13 protein-coding genes are annotated in these 16,833 nt (G+C 57.7%); 9 read left to right on the top strand and 4 right to left on the bottom strand.

The features are described 5' to 3' along the window. Nucleotides 1-26 precede the first annotated feature (26 nt). Nucleotides 27-887 carry an endonuclease/exonuclease/phosphatase family protein gene (locus tag CDH48_RS12055; RefSeq protein ID WP_100688989.1) on the top strand — a complete coding sequence of 287 codons (861 nt, stop codon included), beginning with the start codon at nucleotides 27-29 and terminating at the stop codon, nucleotides 885-887. A 79-nt stretch (nucleotides 888-966) separates the two neighbouring features. Here CDH48_RS12055 and rpmG read toward each other — a convergent pair whose 3' ends face one another. The 3 genes from rpmG to radC form a co-directional block, all read right to left on the bottom strand. Further along, a complete protein-coding gene (gene rpmG / locus CDH48_RS12050; RefSeq protein WP_091701227.1) occupies nucleotides 967-1,122 on the bottom strand; it encodes a 50S ribosomal protein L33 in 156 nt (51 codons plus the stop codon). Between the two features lie 11 nt (nucleotides 1,123-1,133). Then, nucleotides 1,134-1,370, bottom strand: coding sequence for a 50S ribosomal protein L28 (gene rpmB, locus CDH48_RS12045; RefSeq protein ID WP_058091504.1), 237 nt, complete (start codon nucleotides 1,368-1,370; stop codon nucleotides 1,134-1,136). A 217-nt stretch (nucleotides 1,371-1,587) separates the two neighbouring features. After that, the gene (gene radC, locus CDH48_RS12040; protein ID WP_100688988.1) at nucleotides 1,588-2,262 is read right to left on the bottom strand and encodes a RadC family protein; all 675 of its coding nucleotides are present in this window, start codon (nucleotides 2,260-2,262) and stop codon (nucleotides 1,588-1,590) included. 220 nt (nucleotides 2,263-2,482) lie between these two features. Between radC and coaBC the strand changes: the two genes are divergently transcribed. From coaBC to argA, 7 genes are all read left to right on the top strand, one after another. Then, nucleotides 2,483-3,679 carry a bifunctional phosphopantothenoylcysteine decarboxylase/phosphopantothenate--cysteine ligase CoaBC gene (gene coaBC, locus CDH48_RS12035; protein ID WP_100688987.1) on the top strand — a complete coding sequence of 399 codons (1,197 nt, stop codon included), beginning with the start codon at nucleotides 2,483-2,485 and terminating at the stop codon, nucleotides 3,677-3,679. Between the two features lies 1 nt (nucleotide 3,680). Continuing rightward, the gene (gene dut, locus CDH48_RS12030) at nucleotides 3,681-4,142 is read left to right on the top strand and encodes a dUTP diphosphatase (RefSeq protein ID WP_100688986.1); all 462 of its coding nucleotides are present in this window, start codon (nucleotides 3,681-3,683) and stop codon (nucleotides 4,140-4,142) included. A 92-nt stretch (nucleotides 4,143-4,234) separates the two neighbouring features. Beyond that, a complete protein-coding gene (locus tag CDH48_RS19670) occupies nucleotides 4,235-6,883 on the top strand; it encodes a phosphomannomutase/phosphoglucomutase (RefSeq protein ID WP_100688985.1) in 2,649 nt (882 codons plus the stop codon). A gap of 59 nt (nucleotides 6,884-6,942) precedes the next feature. After that, nucleotides 6,943-7,839: an acetylglutamate kinase gene (argB, locus tag CDH48_RS12020; RefSeq protein ID WP_100688984.1), complete on the top strand. Its 897-nt coding sequence runs from the start codon at nucleotides 6,943-6,945 to the stop codon at nucleotides 7,837-7,839. A 24-nt stretch (nucleotides 7,840-7,863) separates the two neighbouring features. Continuing rightward, complete coding sequence (locus tag CDH48_RS12015; RefSeq protein ID WP_100688983.1) at nucleotides 7,864-9,129, top strand: acetylornithine deacetylase; 1,266 nt, start codon at nucleotides 7,864-7,866, stop codon at nucleotides 9,127-9,129. Between the two features lie 26 nt (nucleotides 9,130-9,155). After that, complete coding sequence (argE, locus tag CDH48_RS12010; RefSeq protein ID WP_188437582.1) at nucleotides 9,156-10,316, top strand: acetylornithine deacetylase; 1,161 nt, start codon at nucleotides 9,156-9,158, stop codon at nucleotides 10,314-10,316. A 191-nt stretch (nucleotides 10,317-10,507) separates the two neighbouring features. Further along, a complete protein-coding gene (argA, locus tag CDH48_RS12005) occupies nucleotides 10,508-11,815 on the top strand; it encodes an amino-acid N-acetyltransferase (protein WP_100688982.1) in 1,308 nt (435 codons plus the stop codon). Here argA and CDH48_RS12000 read toward each other — a convergent pair. Continuing rightward, a complete protein-coding gene (locus CDH48_RS12000; RefSeq protein ID WP_100688981.1) occupies nucleotides 11,789-12,865 on the bottom strand; it encodes an aminopeptidase in 1,077 nt (358 codons plus the stop codon). The two genes, argA and CDH48_RS12000, sit on opposite strands and share 27 nt — an antisense overlap. Nucleotides 12,866-13,055: 190 nt before the next feature. Here CDH48_RS12000 and CDH48_RS11995 point away from each other — a divergent pair, with 190 nt between their 5' ends. Next, nucleotides 13,056-16,832 (top strand): DUF1631 family protein, encoded by a 3,777-nt coding sequence (locus CDH48_RS11995; protein WP_100688980.1) that lies wholly within the window; start codon nucleotides 13,056-13,058, stop codon nucleotides 16,830-16,832. The last annotated feature ends 1 nt before the right edge of the window (nucleotide 16,833 follow it).

Raw genomic sequence — 16,833 nt, 5'->3', positions numbered from 1 at the left:
AAGCGAGGTCTTGCAGCAGAGTCACTATGTATAAACGCTTCAGAAAACAGGTAGATGGCATCATCAGCGCCCGGGGCGAGTCGAAAGGCTCGAGCTCGGGCCTTGAGCATGTGCCCGCGTTTGAGCCTCAGCGCCATATCAGGCTGCTGACCTTCAACATTCAGGTGGGTATCAGTACCTCCTCCTATCGCCACTACCTGACCCGAAGCTGGCAGCATTTTCTTCCCCACCGGAACCGCATCCAGAATCTTGACAGAATAGCCACGCTTCTTCGCAACTACGATGTGATTGCCTTGCAGGAGTGTGATGGTGGTAGCCTGCGCAGCGGTTATATCAACCAGGTGCAATATCTTGCCGAGGCAGCTGGTATTCCCTACTGGCATCAGCAACTGAACCGTAATCTGGGGCAGATTGCCCAGCACAGCAATGGTTTGCTCAGTCGGTTCCGGCCTCTGGATGTAAAAGAGTACAAATTGCCCGGGCGGGTTCCTGGCAGAGGGGCCATTGTTGCCCGCTACGGCACCAAAGAAGACCCGCTTGTTCTGGTGATAATGCACCTTTCCCTGAGCAAGTCGGCGCAGCAGCGCCAACTGGGCTTTATCAGTGAGTTGATTTCAAAATACCGGCATGTGGTGCTGATGGGAGATATGAACGCCCATGCGGAGCAGTTGCTCACCCAGACGCCCCTGAAAGAGACGGACCTGGTGCCTTTGCCGGACACTGCCCACAGTTTCCCGAGCTGGCGCCCGGAGAAAGCGCTTGATCACATTCTGGTGAGCCCGAGTTTGGAGATACGGAACTCCGGGGTGGTGAGTTATCCCATGTCTGACCATTTGCCGATTGCCATGGATATTGCTTTGCCGGACGGGTACCTGGAGAAGTTCTGAGGTATTGCTGAATTGGTTAAAAAATTCCACAAAAAAACCCGACATGTTGCCGGGTTTTTTTGTGGATGCCGATCAGGAATTACTTGATCTTGGCTTCCTTGTACTCAACGTGCTTGCGAACCACCGGATCGTACTTTTTCATAGCGATTTTTTCCGGTGTATTACGCTTGTTCTTTTTGGTCGTGTAGAAATGACCAGTGCCTGCTGAAGATACCAGCTTGATTTTTTCGCGCATGATGCGGCTCCTTATACTTTCTCGCCGCGGGCACGAAGATCGGCCAGCACAGCGTCAATGCCTTTTTTGTCGATGATGCGCATGCCCTTTGTGGATACGCGCAGCTTCACGAAACGCTTTTCGGTTTCAACCCAAAAACGGTGGTTCTGCAGATTCGGCAGAAAACGACGACGAGTGTGATTCATCGCGTGGGATACGTTGTTACCGGTGACCGGACGCTTACCGGTAACCTGACAAACTCTGGACATACTTGCCTCCGACCTGAGCAATGGTCTTGATAAATGCGAATTCTATTTTAATGCGTCTCTGGTTGCCGAGGAACGGTTACGCCCCTGTTTGCGCCTCTAAACTGAACGCTGCTCGCCAGACGCCGCCAGAAAGGGACGCTTTTATACCAGAACCAGTTCCCTAACGCAAAAAATTGTTGGGAATTTGGCCAGTTTTCTCGCATCTGACGGTGACAGCTTACATCAACCCGCGTTCTGCGAGGGATATTACCTCACCGTGGCCAACAACCATATGGTCAAGAACCCTGATATCCACCAGCCCAAGCGCTTCTTTCAGGCGCCGTGTGAGTGAAATGTCCGCCTGGCTGGGCTCGGCCACCCCGGAGGGATGATTATGGGCGAAAATAACGGCGGCGGCATTATCTTCCAGGGCCTGTCGCACAACTTCCCGCGGATACACGGCGGCGCCATCAATGGTGCCCCTGAACAATTCGCGATACTGGATAACCCGGTGCCGGTTGTCCAGGAAAAGGCCGGCAAAAACCTCGTGGGGGTAGGTGCCCAACCGGCTGGTGAGAAAGCGGCGGGTATCCTCCGGTGATCGCAGTGGATCACCCTGGCGCAGAGGTTCGTCCATAACCCGGCGGGCCATCTCCATGGCAGCCTGCACCTGAGCATACTTTGCGGTACCCAGGCCTTTTACATCACAGAACTGCCTGCGGGAAGCGGTTAGCAACCCGCGCAACCCGGAGAACTCCTGCAGCAGGAAACGCGAGAGCGCCATTACCGGCATACCGGTGGTGCCTGTACGCAGGAAGATGGCCAGCAGTTCAGCGTCCGAGAGGCTTTCGGCCCCGTGCGTCAGTAATCGTTCCCTGGGACGTTCGTCCATGGGCCAGGTGGGGTGAGTCATTGTCGCTTCCTTGCAGCAGGTTTCAGAATCCGGATGCATCCTGCAACCGGGGGAACGGGCGTGCTACCGGTATCAGTTTTTCTTTGCCGGCGCCCGGGAAGTTACAAAGACTACTCCAAAAAGTAACAAATGGTAAACGTGCCAGGCTGCGTACAGGCTGCCGGCGTTGCCAGAGCATGCTATCGTGTAAGCATTTAAAATAAGTGGATACGGAGCCTTTATGGCGAAAAAAATACTGCTGGGTATAACCGGTGGCATTGCGGCCTATAAAAGTGCCGAGCTCGTGCGCCTGCTGAAGAAGGCGGACTACGAAGTAAAGGTTGTCATGACCCGGGGCGCGGAAGCTTTCGTTACGCCGCTGACGTTTCAGGCGCTCAGCGGTGAGGCGGTACGTACCTCCCTGCTGGATCCTGAGGCCGAAGCCGGCATGGGTCACATCGAACTGGCCAAATGGGCTGATCAGGTTGTGATTGCCCCGGCCTCTGCGGATTTCATCGCCCGACTGGCCCAGGGCATGGCGGACGATCTGCTGACCACCGTCTGCTGCGCAACCGAGGCTCCTATTGCCGTGGCGCCCGCCATGAACCAGGCAATGTGGAGTAACGGGCGAACGCAGCGCAACATTCGCCTGCTGGAAGAGGACCCGCAAATTACACTCTGGGGCCCGGACCAGGGCGAGCAGGCCTGTGGTGACAAAGGCCCCGGCCGGATGCTTGAAGCTGCCGTGATTGCCGGGCTGATTATCGACAAACAGCCTGACACTGGCAAACTCGCAGGCAAGCGCGTGGTGATTACTGCGGGCCCTACACGGGAGCCGATAGACCCGGTGCGCTATATCAGCAATCACAGTTCCGGCAAAATGGGCTATGCACTGGCGGTTGCCGCCCGGGATGCCGGTGCCAGCGTTGTACTGGTCAGCGGGCCGGTCAATTTGCCGGCTCCGGCAGGGGTAGAGGTGCGTGACGTGGTGACCGCCGAGGACATGCTGAAGGCCACTTGCCGGGCTGTTGATGAGGGTTGTGATCTGTTTATTGCCACCGCAGCGGTGGCAGATTACAGGCCAGAGAACCTTGCCAGTGACAAGATAAAGAAATCCAGCGAGGCAATGGCGCTTTCACTGGTGCGCAACCCGGACACTCTGGCGACCATTGCCGCGCGCCCGGATGCGCCTTTTACTGTGGGCTTTGCCGCGGAAACGTCAGACGTTGCCCGCTATGCCAGGGATAAAATGCAGCGCAAAAACCTGCGAATGATTGTTGCCAATGATGTTTCCGTCCCCGGGATGGGGTTCAACAGTGACCAGAACACGGTAACGGTATTCTGGCCCGGCGGGCAGGAAAGCATAGGGCCGGCCTCCAAGACTGCGATTGCGGTACGCCTCGTAACACTGATCGGTAATCATCTTGAACAGGAATGATATGAGCAGAAAAAAATTGCAGGTACGTATTCTTGATGACCGGATTGGCAGCCAGATTGCTTTTCCCGAATACGCCACAGAGGGCTCCGCCGGCCTGGATCTGAGAGCTTGCATGGACGAGCCTTTAACGCTGGAGCCCGGAGATACACAGTTAATCCGCACCGGGCTGTCCGTCCACATTGCCGACCCGTCTCTGGCAGCCATGATTCTGCCCAGAAGTGGTCTCGGGCACAAACACGGCATTGTGCTGGGTAATCTGGTGGGGTTGATCGACTCCGACTACCAGGGCGAGCTGATGGTGTCCTGCTGGAACCGGGGTCGCTCCGCCTTTACCGTGAACGTTGGTGAGCGGATCGCCCAGTTGGTACTGGTGCCTGTTGTGCAGGCAGATTTTGAAGTGGTTTCCGAGTTTGATGTGAGTAACCGGGGTGAAGGCGGTTTCGGCTCCACCGGAACCCGGTAACCCGAAAGGCCTCGCGCAGAAGCCTGTTGCGGCGTCTATACTTTGCCGGTAAGCGCTTGTCCGGGACAAAAAAGATAATTGCAGGATGTATTATGAAACTGGGTAAGAAGAAAGCTTCCGAGGCGCCTGTTGATGACCAGCCGGCGGCCAAGGCTGAAAAAAAACCGAAACCCCGGGCTTCCGCTGGTTCAAGACTGAAACACCTTGGTTCGACAGCCATCAGGCAGGCCCTTCTGGTTGTACTGGCCGGGGTGGCGGCAGTGGTTCTGGTGCATTTCCTTGTATTGCAGCCGGTCGCAGACAAGCAGCTCAGCGTCTGGAAAGCTGTTGAAGCCGACGCAGCGGCCCAGCGTATCAATGGCTACCTTGCGTTGATGCAGCAGAGCGTGAACGGCCTGGCTACCCAGCCTCATGTCGTGGACACCCTGATGGAACGTGTCGATCCGGCAGCTGTTGAGCAGAAGCTGGCGACAGCCCTGCCTGGCGCTCAGGCAGCATTCCTCTTCCCCTATCGGCAGATTCCGAGAACCGGCAACGAAAACGGCCTGCTGGGTTTTGCGGGCCTTGAACTGGCACGCCGTGCGGAAAACAGCCAGCCTCTGCATCCGGATGCATTTCCCCGGGATAACCACTGGTATATCCAGATAGCCGCACCGGTGCGCAACCCGGCAAGCAAAGCGGTTGTTGGCAGCTTGCTCGTGGTGTTTGACGCCGCCCAGCTGCAACCGCTGCTGTCCGTAGTTAACCCCCGGCTTGGCGGAGAACTGGCGCTTGTACAAACCGTTGCCGGGTCCTCCCGGACCTTTGTCAGCAAAGGGAGCAGCTCGAATCCCGGCGCGGCAGAAACCCGGTCACTTGCCAATCCGGACTGGTCCGTCAGTTACAAACCAGGTTCCCTGCCGGAGCCGCCAGTCAACATTCTGCTGGTTGCATTACTGGTAGGCGTTCCGGCGCTGGTAGCCGCCATCCTGGTCTGGGTCATTCTGGTCCGTGCCCAGAAAGGGCTGCGTCACGATGTAACCAATCTTATTCAATGGGCTCACAAGGTTTTCAGTGGCGAGCGACAGAAGCTGCCTACGTTTCAGTGGGACATGGTCGCCTCTGCGGGTGAGGTGCTTTACAGGTTGTCCCAGGTGGTGGACAAGCGTCTGGCAAAGGTGGCGGAAAGCGCCAAGCCAAAACCCGCGAAAAGTGCCACCGCGCCAGCGGCAGAAGATGCCGAGCCATTGTTCCAGGACAAGGAACTGCCGGACATCGATATGCTGGACGGTGATGAAGATGTTCTGGGTTTTGGCAGCGGCAACGGTGACAGCTCGTTTTTCACCGGTGGGAAAATGCCGGATGTTGAAGAGGCGGATGATCCGGCTGTTGAAATATCACCGGATATTTTCCGGGCCTATGACATCCGGGGCATTGTCGGCGAGACCCTGTCTCCGGCCATTGTTGAAAGAATCGGAGTTGCCATCGGCTCCGAAGCCATCAGCCGCGGCCTGCCCTCGTTATGCATTGGCTATGACGGCCGTCACTCAAGCCCCGAACTGGCGGACGCCCTTGCACGTGGTGTGATGGCCGCAGGGTGCAACGTCATTCATATTGGCGCTGTACCAACGCCGGTGCTCTATTTTGCCACCCATCATCTTGAAAACGGTTCCGGCGTTATGGTGACTGGCAGCCATAACCCGGCTAACTACAACGGCCTGAAGATCATGCTGGGGGGTGAAACACTCTCCGGTGAGGCGATACAGGCACTTTACCGGCGTGTGCAGACCGGTGATCTTGCGGCGGGCCGTGGCACCCAGTCCTCGGAAGATGTGCGCAGGGCCTATCTTGACCGCATTACAGATGATATTGCGGTGGCAGCGCCACTCAAGGTTGTGGTTGATGCCGGCAACGGCATTGCAGGTGAGTTGGGCCCTATGCTGATAGAAGAGCTTGGGTGCGAGGTGATCCCGCTGTATTGTGAAGTGGACGGCGACTTCCCGAATCATCACCCGGATCCCGGTAAACCAGAGAACCTTGCAGACCTGATTGAAACGGTCAAAGCCGAAGGTGCAGACCTCGGCGTGGCGTTTGACGGTGACGGCGACCGCCTGGGCCTGGTCACCAACACCGGCAAGATTATCTGGCCGGACCGGCTGATGATGCTCTTTGCCCGGGATGTGGTGTCGCGGAACCCGGGCACGGATGTGCTTTACGATGTCAAATGCAGCCGCCGTCTTGCGGGTGTGATTTCTGAAGCGGGTGGGCGCCCCATCATGTGGAAAACCGGGCACTCCCTGATGAAAGCAAAAATGAAAGAAACCGGCGCCCTGCTGGCCGGTGAGATGAGCGGCCATATCTTCTTTGCCGAACGCTGGTACGGTTTTGACGACGGGCTCTATTCCGCTGCCAGGCTTCTGGAAATACTCGGTATTGAGGATCGCCACAGTGACGAAGTGTTTGAAGACTTTCCCGAGGATATAAGCACCCCGGAGCTGAATGTGGCAGTGACGGAAAGCAGCAAGTTCACCATAATCGAAAAGCTGGGCCAGGAGGGTAACTTTGGCGATGGTAATATCAGCAAAATAGATGGGATCCGGGTAGATTATGCCGATGGCTGGGGGCTTTGCAGAGCTTCCAATACCACGCCGGTACTGGTTTTGCGCTTTGAGGCTGAAACGGAAGAAGCGCTGGAGCGGATCAAAGACGTTTTCCGCAGCCAGCTGAAAAAAGTAGCACCGGATCTTGTGGCGGATTTCTGAGGCCGGCTTCCGGCCCCGGGGCTTGCGCGTTTTCAATACTGATTTATTAAGGCAATCAAATGACGCTGGATCGTGAAACAGCAATGCAGGTGGCGACCGTTCTGAGCCGCGCCTTGCCGTATATTCAGAGGTTTACCGGAAAAACAGTCGTTATCAAATATGGCGGCAACGCCATGGAAAATGAAGAGTTGAAGAGCAGTTTTGCCCGCGATGTGGTGCTGATGAAACTGGTGGGTATTAACCCGATTGTCGTTCATGGTGGTGGCCCGCAGATTGGTGAATTGCTGCAGCGCCTGAACATCCAGTCCCGCTTTGTGAACGGCATGCGTGTTACCGATGCAGAAACCATGGATGTGGTGGAAATGGTTCTGGGCGGCCAGGTCAACAAGGAAATTGTTTCCCTGATCAACGCCCACGGCGGTACCGCTATAGGCCTGACCGGGAAAGATGGCAACCTGATCCGCGCCCGTAAACTGGAGGTGGTGGATCGCTCGCCGGAGCATGAGCGTGCGGAGATCATTGATATCGGCCACGTGGGTGAAGTGGCCGGGGTTAACGTGAATGTAATCGACATGCTGACCCGCAGTGATGTCATCCCCGTGATCGCGCCCATAGGCGTTGGGCCGGATGGGGCCTCCTACAATATTAACGCCGATCTGGTGGCCGGCAAGGTGGCCGAGGCCATGAAGGCGGAAAAGCTCATGCTGCTGACCAACGTGTCAGGGCTCAAGAGCAAGGAAGGCAAGGTACTCACCGGCCTGACCGCACAGCAGGTTAATGACCTGATTGAAGATGGCACCATTTATGGCGGCATGCTGCCGAAGATCCGCTGTGCCTTGAGCGCAGTGGAGAATGGTGTCCGCACCTCCCATATTATCGATGGCAGGGTGGCGCACGCCTGTCTTCTGGAAATCTTTACCGATGAGGGTGTCGGTACACTCATTTCCCGTAACTGACGGCACTGCCTGAGGATTTTCCGGATGAAACGCCTGCTCACAACGCTGATCCTGGCTGCCTTGCTCGGTTTTGCCGCATTCAAATCCGCTGTGTGGTGGCTGACCGATCAGCGCCTGGCGGAAGCACGCCAGGCGCTGAGTGAAACCGGTGTCCTGGAGCGTGGCAAGATTGGTTCCGGCATTGAGGGCAGTCTGACTCTCTCCGGAGCCTCCTGGCAGGATTTCGAGCTGACCCAGCCACTGGTTATTGCCCGGGCAGAGTTTCAGACCGGTTCCCCCGCTGCCTTGCTGAAGGCGCTGGCGGACCCTTCTGATTTGCCCGCCAGCTGGTCGCTGCAGGCGGAAGGGATGGCACTGGTGCTTGAGGCAACCATGTTCCGTAACTGGGTAACCGCCGACGGCACCAGTGGGCCTGAGCAGGCTGCCCTGTTTTCCTTACCCTGTGCACCGGATCCGCGACAGCAACTGGGCAGTGGTGATTTGCTGCGCATGGGTATTACCCGGCTCACCGGCGAACTTATTGTGCAGCAGACACTCGAGCGCCTTCACCTGGAGCTGAACTCGGCAAATACAGGCAGCCTGGAGTTGAACTGGCCCGGCGCCAGAATCAGCCTGGTATCCCCTGAGGCAACATTGTCCAGCTCGAACCAGCCCCTGGAGCTTACCCTCAGGGATGGTGGCCTTATGCGCCGTGTGGCCGCTTACTGTTCCCGGGAGACAGGTATGGACGCATCGCAATGGGCAGGGCGCGCACTGGAAACATTCGAAAACGGGCTCAGGGCGCGAGGCTGGAGTGCCAGCGATCAGTTGCTGGCACTCTACCGCCAGTGGTTGCTTGAGGGTGGAGAAATAACGGCATCTGTTTTACCTGCTTCCGAGGCGCTCGGCATTCCCGTGCGCCCCGGAGAGAATCCCGGGAGTGAGCCCGCGGAGGCAAGCCGGGCCTGGACTGTAACCTATAACGGTGCCAGGGTGCCGGATGTGTTCCTGCGCAAAACCAGGCCAGCTGCACCGGAACTGCCCGAAGAAACACAGGAGCCCGCAACGCCGCGGGATAATCCGGTCGTAAACCGCTGGTATGCCGAGAATCTCGAAACAGCATCTGCCTGGGTTGGTCGCACTGTACGTGTGACGCTCACAAACGGTAATCTGGTGCAGGGGCGCCTTGCCAGTGTTACTGAACAGGAACTGGAAATTGCCCGCAAAGTGGCTGGTGGCGAGGTGGCCTACCCCATAGTTACCCGCGCAATCACAGCGTTTGAGGTATGGAAGCTCGGCCAGGCACAATAAGGCCCGAGCCGGAGCGAGGAGATGCAATGATCAACAGAGCCGACACGGTTCCTGGTGTGCAAGAGATGTTGGCGACACTGATCTCGCTGCCATCTATCAGCAGCGCCTCGGCAGAGTGGGACCACAGCAATGAACCTGTGGTGCGAACACTGGGTGAGTGGCTGGAGGCACTGGGTTTTTCGGTTGAGTTACTGCCACTGCCGGATGCGCCCGGAAAATACAACCTGATTGGCACACTGGGCAGTGGCTCCGGTGGCCTGGTGCTTGCCGGCCATACAGATACCGTGCCGTTTGACGACAAACGCTGGAAAAGTGACCCCTTTACCCTGACAGAGCGTGATAACCGCTGGTACGGCCTGGGCACCTGCGATATGAAAGGCTTCTTTCCCCTGGCGATCGAAGCGGCCAGAGAGTTTGCCTCCGCCGAACTGAAACAGCCTTTGATTATCCTCGCCACGGCGGACGAGGAAACTTCCATGAACGGCGCCCGTGCGCTCGCCGAAGCCGGTAAACCGAAAGCACGTTATGCGGTTATCGGTGAACCCACCAGCCTCAGGCCGGTGCGTATGCACAAAGGCATCATGATGGAGCGGCTCACCTTTGAAGGGCAGTCTGGCCACTCGTCAGACCCGGCGCTGGGCCGCAATGCTCTGGAAGGCATGCATGAAGCCCTTGGCGAACTGCTGGCCCTGCGGGCAGACTGGCAGCAACAGTATCGCAACACGAACTTTGACGTTCAGGTGCCAACGCTTAACCTTGGCTGCATCCACGGTGGCGATAACCCGAACCGCATATGCGCCCGTTGCGAGTTGCACTTTGATTTGCGACCACTGCCCGGGATGAGCATGGAAAACCTGCGCCAGGATATCTTGCACCGGCTTCAGCCTTTGGCTGAGCGACGTGAGCTGGCGATGGAATTCGAGCCTCTGTTTGATGGTGTGCCGCCGTTTGAAACTCCGGCAGATGCCGCGCTGGTGAAGGCCTGTGAAAAGCTTACCGGCCATACCGCCCATGCGGTGGCCTTTGCCACGGAGGCTCCGTGGCTGCAGAAACTTGGTATGGAAACCCTGGTTCTTGGCCCGGGCTCGATAGATCAGGCTCACCAGCCTGATGAGTTCATAGAAATGTCACAGCTGGAACCGACGGTGAAAATCCTGAAGGGGCTCATCCGGCAGTTTTGCCTTTAATTTATCAGGCACGTTAACCTAAGAATCTGAGTGCTGCCGGTGGCTCCCTCCAAAACCGTGGAGCACGAGGGATGGCGCGACTGAGCCCTACAGGGACGTCTTTACGGGCGTGTTTTGGAGGGAGCCACCGGCAGCGCTCTTGCACCAAAGTCTCCGGCGCGCGCAACAATGTATGAACGGGAGAACACTACTTGAAATCCAACGGCTGGCTGCATTCTTTTCGCCATTCATCGCCTTATATAAATACCCATCGTGGTCGCACGGTCGTACTTACCCTCCCGGGCGATGCGATTGTACATGAAAATTTTATCAACATCGTTCATGACATCGCGTTGTTGAGCAGTCTCGGTGTGCGATTGGTTGTTGCCTTCGGGGCGCGCCCGCAGATTCAGCGTCGCCTGGATGAGGCCGGTCTGGAATCGTCGTTTTCCCGTAACCTGCGTATCACCCCGGAAGACCATTTGCCGCTGGTAATGGAAGCAACCGGAGGCTTGCGGGCTTACCTTGAAAGCCAGTTGTCCATGGGGTTGGTGAATTCTCCCATGCACAATGCCCGTATCCGGGTCAGCAGTGGCAACTATGTAACCGCGAAACCGGTCGGTGTGCTGGATGGCCTTGATTTCGGTTACACCGGCAAGGTGCGGCGTGTTGATGTGGCGGGCATTGAGAAGCTGCTGGAACAAGGCCATATCGTTTTACTTCCCCCTATGGGTTATTCGCCCACCGGGGATGCCTTCAATCTGTCCTACGAAGATGTGGGCAGTCAGGTCGCGGCGGCCCTGCAGGCAGAAAAACTCATCGTATTTATTGATGACGTGGGCTTGCTTGAGCAGGACGGCTCCCTGATTCGTGAGCTTTCAGCCCGGCAGGCGCCCGAGCGGCTGGCGGATGGAACGGTCACGGGGCACGATGCAGACCTTCTGCGGGCCGCCTGTGACGCCTGCGTTAAGGGTGTCCGGCGGGCGCACTTTATCAGTTACGTGAACGATGGCGCCCTGCTGGAAGAGCTGTTCACCCGGGATGGGACGGGTACGCTGGTCAGCGGTGATCATTATGAACAGATCCGGCAGGCCCGGGCCGAGGATATCGGCGGTATTCTGGGGTTGATTGAACCACTGGAAGAACAGGGCATCCTGGTACGACGGTCGCGGGAAATGCTGGAGACCGACATTGAAAACTTTATTGTTGCGGAGCGTGACGGCACCATTGTCGGCTGTGCGGCTCTGCACAACTACCCGGATGAGGGCGCGGGCGAACTCTCCTGCTTTGCAGTGGATTCCGCCTATCGCCGTGCTGGCCGTGGCGACGAGATTTTGCTGACGGTGGAAAAACACGCTCGCAGCCAGGGCATTCAGAAGCTGTTCGTGCTCACCACGCAAACCGAGCACTGGTTTCGTGAGCGCGGGTTCTTGCCCAGCACCGTTCAGGCTTTGCCCGGGCCAAAACTCGCTGCTTACAATACACAACGCAACTCAAAAGTTTTCTTCAAACCGCTCTGACAGATCCCGCAGTGCCTGCTGGCGCTGCTCTTCGGGTTGTTGTGAGAGATTCTCCACCGCGTGGTAAAACGCGGGGAAGTCGTAACCGGTTTGCTTCAGTAGCTGCCGAAAGGCAGGCACATGCTGGTTGTATTGCGCAAACAGGGCAATCCGGGCATTGTTAAAGGCCACGGGCGGGGCGCCGAATGGCCCCGCTTCGTTCTCGCCCCTCTTGGCCAGCAGGTGTTCGTAGGCGGTTTCCAGTTCGGAGAAAATCAATTGCTTGCGCTGGCGCAGGGCATCCACGGAAAGCACGCCCTGCTGCCGGTAAAGCTGCTCCAGTTGTGTGCTGGCGGCTTTGACCAGCGCGTGGGTCTGGTTGCGCAGTTCAAGCCGCGTGAGGGCCTGGTTGAAGGCTGTGGGATTGCCCTTGTGGGCGAGCCAGAGTTTCAGGCCCTCCAGTTCCACAGCGGTGGCAAAGCTTTCGTTGAGCGTTGTATCCCCCTTGATGTAAACCACACGATGGGCCAGTTCATGAAACATCAGAGCCACCATCCGGTCATCGTCAAGGCTGGTAAAACCGGAATGCAGGGGGTCGTCGAACCAGCCCAGTGTTGAGTACGCCGTTACACCGCCAATAAAGGTATCGTAGCCTTTGGCCCGGAAGCGCTGCTCTTCGGCCCGGGCATCTGCAAGATGGAAATAGCCACGGTAGGCCTGGCAGCCCAGAACCGGGTAGCACCACTGGTGTGGCTGCAGGGAAAACTCGGGTACCGCTACCAGGTTTACCACGACCCAGGGCCGGCCCAGGGCGACATAATCCGTGTAGGTGTCTCCGGGGTCCAGTTTCAGGCGGTCATTGGCAAAACGCCGGGCCTGGCGCGACACCAGAAGCTTGGAGCGGAGTTCAGGAGGTGTGTCTTCACTGGCTATGACGCGATCAACCGGCTCGCCGGCCATGGTCAGAGCCAGGTGACCGCGGATAGCCTGGGTATAGTAACCAATGGTGTTGCAACCACTCAGTAGTGCAACCAGTAGTAAAAGTGTTGAGAGCTGGCCAGGCTGCTTCATAGGTTGCGTTATAATCGCTGAATGGTTTATGTGCCCCTAATGGATCGCTATAGTACACTCATATAAAAGCAGCTATAAGTACCATCAGTTTATTCATAAAAGAAGGTGGCAGCGGCCACTTTTCAGGGACGCCAGTCGCTAGCGGGCAAATACGCAGCCCCCTCCGGCTATGTGCAATATCAGGTAGTTCATGGATTCGAGAGAACGTCGAAGCAGCCCCCGTAAACCGATCAAACTTGCTGCCCAGCTGGATCTTGGCACGGGTACCCCCTTGCCGTGCCAGATCGCGGATTTCTGCGCAGAAGGGCTTTTTGTTCGCTATTCCAGCGAGACTTCCCGCAAGCTTGACCGGGCTTTTGCCTCGGGCACGCCCTCTGAGCTTGTGGTGCGTTTCCGGGACCCCGATGGGAAGCGCAGGCACGATCTTCACGTCAGTATAGTGCGGCGCATCGAAGGCGCTATGGGCGTTAATTTCACCCGTACCAATCCGGAGGCCGTTGCCTCCATGTTGCGGCAATGTGGCGGCTCCAGTGGCCAGAACCGGGCCTCCTTGCGAGCCCCCAGTGAGCGCGTCCAGTTTGTACTCCACCAGTCTGCGCGCGCGATTATCCAGCACATAGAGCCGCTCATGGACGCCTGCTTTGTGCAAATGGCTGCAGCTTTGAAGGAATCGGCCCAGAAAGCCACGAACGATCAGCAGGCAAATGAACTGATGGACTTTTCCGGCCAGGTTCAGGCCCGGCAGCGGGTGATCTGGCACCAGATGGCGCGCAGCCTTGAATCGCCACTCAAGCCTGCACCCAAGGGTTTCCCCGGTTCCGAGCTGTCTGTGGTGGACAAAGGCGAGTTCGAAGACTGGCTGACCATCCGGGTGATGGTGACCAAGGCCGATACCCAGTATCGCAAAGACCTGCTGCAGCTCAAGCTTCGCCTGGACAAGCTGGGCATTGCCAACGCCACCGGGCATCACAACCCCCTTGGGCCCTCGCTTGTGTGCGAGTCCTTCCACGCCGGGCTGAGTCAGCTCAAGGCCCCCCGGGAAGTGGAGAAGATTTGCCTGAAGGTTTTTGAACAGTCGGTATTGCACCATCTTGGCCCGCTTTATACGGAGCTGAACAATATTCTGATCCGCCATGGTGTATTGCCGGAACTGGACCTGAGCAAATACCTGAGTGAGCAGGCCACCAGCACCCCTGCGGGCAAATCTGCCGCAGAGGAAAAACTGCCCGGCCAATCTGCAGCAGAGCCAGAGCGACCTGCGCCACAGACCAGCACGGCTGAAGCCGCGGCGGAGCCTCTGGCTGGCCCTGACAACAAAGCCGGGGCGTCGCGCCTGGGTAAGGAGTTTCGCGGTTATGCCCAGGCCGCACAAACAGCCTTTGCTACGGTGCGAAGCCTGTTGGGAACACTTGCCGCCAGCCGTGCAACACGGGGCGACATTGAACCGCCCCCTTTTCCGGCGAATGCTCAGCCCCTGTCGTCCGGCGAATTGCATCGCGAGCTTCAGCAGCTGCAAACGGAGCCGGTGGAGTCTGCAGGGAATGTTGTGCCTCTGCGGGAACGGGTCGTCGGGAAAATCCTGGAGACGGGTAGCAAAAAGCTGGACGACGAGCAGCAGGATACGCTGGATGTTGTGGATCGTTTTTTCCGCTCTGTTATTGAAAGCCCGAAACTCAGCGAGTATGCCCAGGAGCGCATGCGTCAGCTGGAGGTGCCGGTCCTGAAAGTGGTGATGCGTGACCCCGCCTTCTTTGATGACAAGAACAGCCCGGTCCGGGGTGTGATGAACCGGTTGGCGCAGCTTGGGGTCAAGGGGGGGCGCCTTAACCCGGTGGTCCAGCGTCGGGTTGATGAGCTTATACAGCGCATTACTGCCGAGTTCGAACAGGATACCGGGGTATTTGAACAGACGGTCCAGGAACTGGATGGCCTGATTGACCGCCAGAACCTGGTTTATCGTCGCAACGTCGAGCGGGTAACCGCAGCGGCGGAAGGTGCCCAGAAAGTTACCGAGTCCAAGGCCGCCGTGGCCGAGGTGTTAAACCGCAGGCTGGCCGGGCGCAAAATTCCCAAAGCCGTTCTCAGCCTGCTGGATGGTGGCTGGCGCGACCTGCTGTCACTGACCTGGATCCGCCAGGGGCCGGACAGCCAGATCTGGCAGGACTACCTGTCTGTTGTTGATTCACTGCTGGCGTTTGCTGATGATCGCGACAGCACGGTGAATCTGCCGGAATTGCTCCGGGTTATCCAGGATGGGCTGGCGTCCATTTCCAGTAACCATCTGCCATCCTCGCAGATTCGTGACGAACTGAAGCAGTTCCTGGTGCGCAGCCCGGAAAGCGCTCCGGAAATGGTGGAAGTGCCCAGGGTCCAGCCTGCCAGTGATCTCAAACAGTCCCTCTCAGAGCGCGAGCGGCGCAGTTTGCAGCGTTGGATAAACCGCGCCCAGAAGTTACGGACCGGTGACTGGCTGCGGGATCAGGAAAAACCCGATGAGCCCCAGTATATCCGGCTGGTCTGGGTGGCTCGCGGTTTCAGCCGGTTCGTTTTCGTGAATCATCAGGGCATGCGGGTTGTGGAGCTGGAGCTTGAGGCTCTGGCACGCCAGATGCGCAAGGGCATTATTGTGCCGGATAGCCAGTACGAACGACCCCTGGTGGATGAAAGTATCGATCGCATGGTGCGCAAGGTGTATGACCAGTTGTCCTGGGCCTCTACCCACGACGAACTGACCGGGCTTCTGGCGCGCCGGGAATTTGAGCGCATGCTTGACCAGCAACTGGCCCGGCGCGAAGACGAGCGTTCCCTGCTGCGGCTGGATTTGCGCAAGTTCCGCCTGCTGAACGATACCGCCGGCTATCAGGCCGGCGATGACACCCTCAAGCGCATTGCCGACCTGTTGCGGGATCATGTCGGGGACGGAATGCCGCTGGCCAGGCTCGCAGGTAATGAGTTCGGCATGCTGGTGCCGTCTGAGGATGCAGAGGATTCAGCCCGCAAGCTGATTGCTGCGGTGGAGGAAACCGAGTTCATTTACCATGGTCGCAGTTACCGGTTGTCGGCCAGTGTCGGTGTTGTACCTGAGCTGCCAGGGCTGGTGAGCGCGGAGCGCTGGCTGAGGGCCTCGGAACAGGCTCTGGCAGCCGCCAGGCAAAAAGGTCACGGTAAGATAGCGGAATACACGCTGGATGCGGATGACCAGTCCCGCCAGGAGCAGATAGCAGCCAAGGTTGCCAGCCTGGGCGATCTGGACGAAGAGCGTATGCTGTTGCGCTGCCAGAAGATCATTCCTCTGCACAGTCGCACCAGGATGGCGGCCCAGTATGAAGTGCTGATCAGCATGTACGACGATGCTGGCGTACTTATCACTGGCCGGGACTTCGTGCGTATGGCAGAGCGGTATGAACGCATGCAGGCGGTCGATCGCTGGGTGGTGGGGCACATGCTTGACTGGCTGAGGGTGCAGGCGCCGGACCCCCGGCATTTCGGAGGAGTGTGCATCAACCTCTCGGGCTATTCACTGAATGACCAGTCCTTGCTGGAATACATTTACGAAAAACTGAGCGAAAAGGACGCGCCCATTGAGCGTCTCTGGTTTGAGGTTACTGAAGCATCAGCCATTAACGACGTAGAGGCGGTCGCGGATTTTATCATCGAGATGAAAGAGCTGGGCTGCCGGTTCTGCCTCGGTAACTTTGGCAGCGGCCCCAGTTCATTCGAATTCATGCGCTCGCTTCCGGTTGATCTGATCAAGATAGACAGTGCGTTCACCGGCCAGCTCAACACCAGTGAAACCGATCGTGCCATGGTGAAGTCCATGGTGGATATGGCGCATTATATGGATCGCGAAGTGATTGCCGGGCAGGTTGAATCCCGCGATGTTCTCGAAACGCTGCGGCAACTGGGTGTGGATTATGCCCAGGGCTTTGTGATCGAGAAACCCTGTTCCCTGGACAGTCTTACCTGAC

The sequence above is a fragment of the Marinobacter aromaticivorans genome, from assembly GCF_002806975.1.
GTDB lineage: Bacteria > Pseudomonadota > Gammaproteobacteria > Pseudomonadales > Oleiphilaceae > Marinobacter > Marinobacter aromaticivorans.
Note: the sequence above shows the minus strand (reverse complement) of the source record. Positions and strands in the feature narration are given on the sequence as shown.

Coding starts and splice junctions, on each gene's coding strand:
- CDH48_RS12055 (WP_100688989.1), top strand. CDS start 27: ATGTATAAACGCTTCAGAAAACAGGTAGATGGCATCATCAGCGCCCGG.
- rpmG (WP_091701227.1), bottom strand. CDS start 1,122: ATGCGCGAAAAAATCAAGCTGGTATCTTCAGCAGGCACTGGTCATTTC.
- rpmB (WP_058091504.1), bottom strand. CDS start 1,370: ATGTCCAGAGTTTGTCAGGTTACCGGTAAGCGTCCGGTCACCGGTAAC.
- radC (WP_100688988.1), bottom strand. CDS start 2,262: ATGACTCACCCCACCTGGCCCATGGACGAACGTCCCAGGGAACGATTA.
- coaBC (WP_100688987.1), top strand. CDS start 2,483: ATGGCGAAAAAAATACTGCTGGGTATAACCGGTGGCATTGCGGCCTAT.
- dut (WP_100688986.1), top strand. CDS start 3,681: ATGAGCAGAAAAAAATTGCAGGTACGTATTCTTGATGACCGGATTGGC.
- CDH48_RS19670 (WP_100688985.1), top strand. CDS start 4,235: ATGAAACTGGGTAAGAAGAAAGCTTCCGAGGCGCCTGTTGATGACCAG.
- argB (WP_100688984.1), top strand. CDS start 6,943: ATGACGCTGGATCGTGAAACAGCAATGCAGGTGGCGACCGTTCTGAGC.
- CDH48_RS12015 (WP_100688983.1), top strand. CDS start 7,864: ATGAAACGCCTGCTCACAACGCTGATCCTGGCTGCCTTGCTCGGTTTT.
- argE (WP_188437582.1), top strand. CDS start 9,156: ATGATCAACAGAGCCGACACGGTTCCTGGTGTGCAAGAGATGTTGGCG.
- CDH48_RS12000 (WP_100688981.1), bottom strand. CDS start 12,865: ATGAAGCAGCCTGGCCAGCTCTCAACACTTTTACTACTGGTTGCACTA.
- CDH48_RS11995 (WP_100688980.1), top strand. CDS start 13,056: ATGGATTCGAGAGAACGTCGAAGCAGCCCCCGTAAACCGATCAAACTT.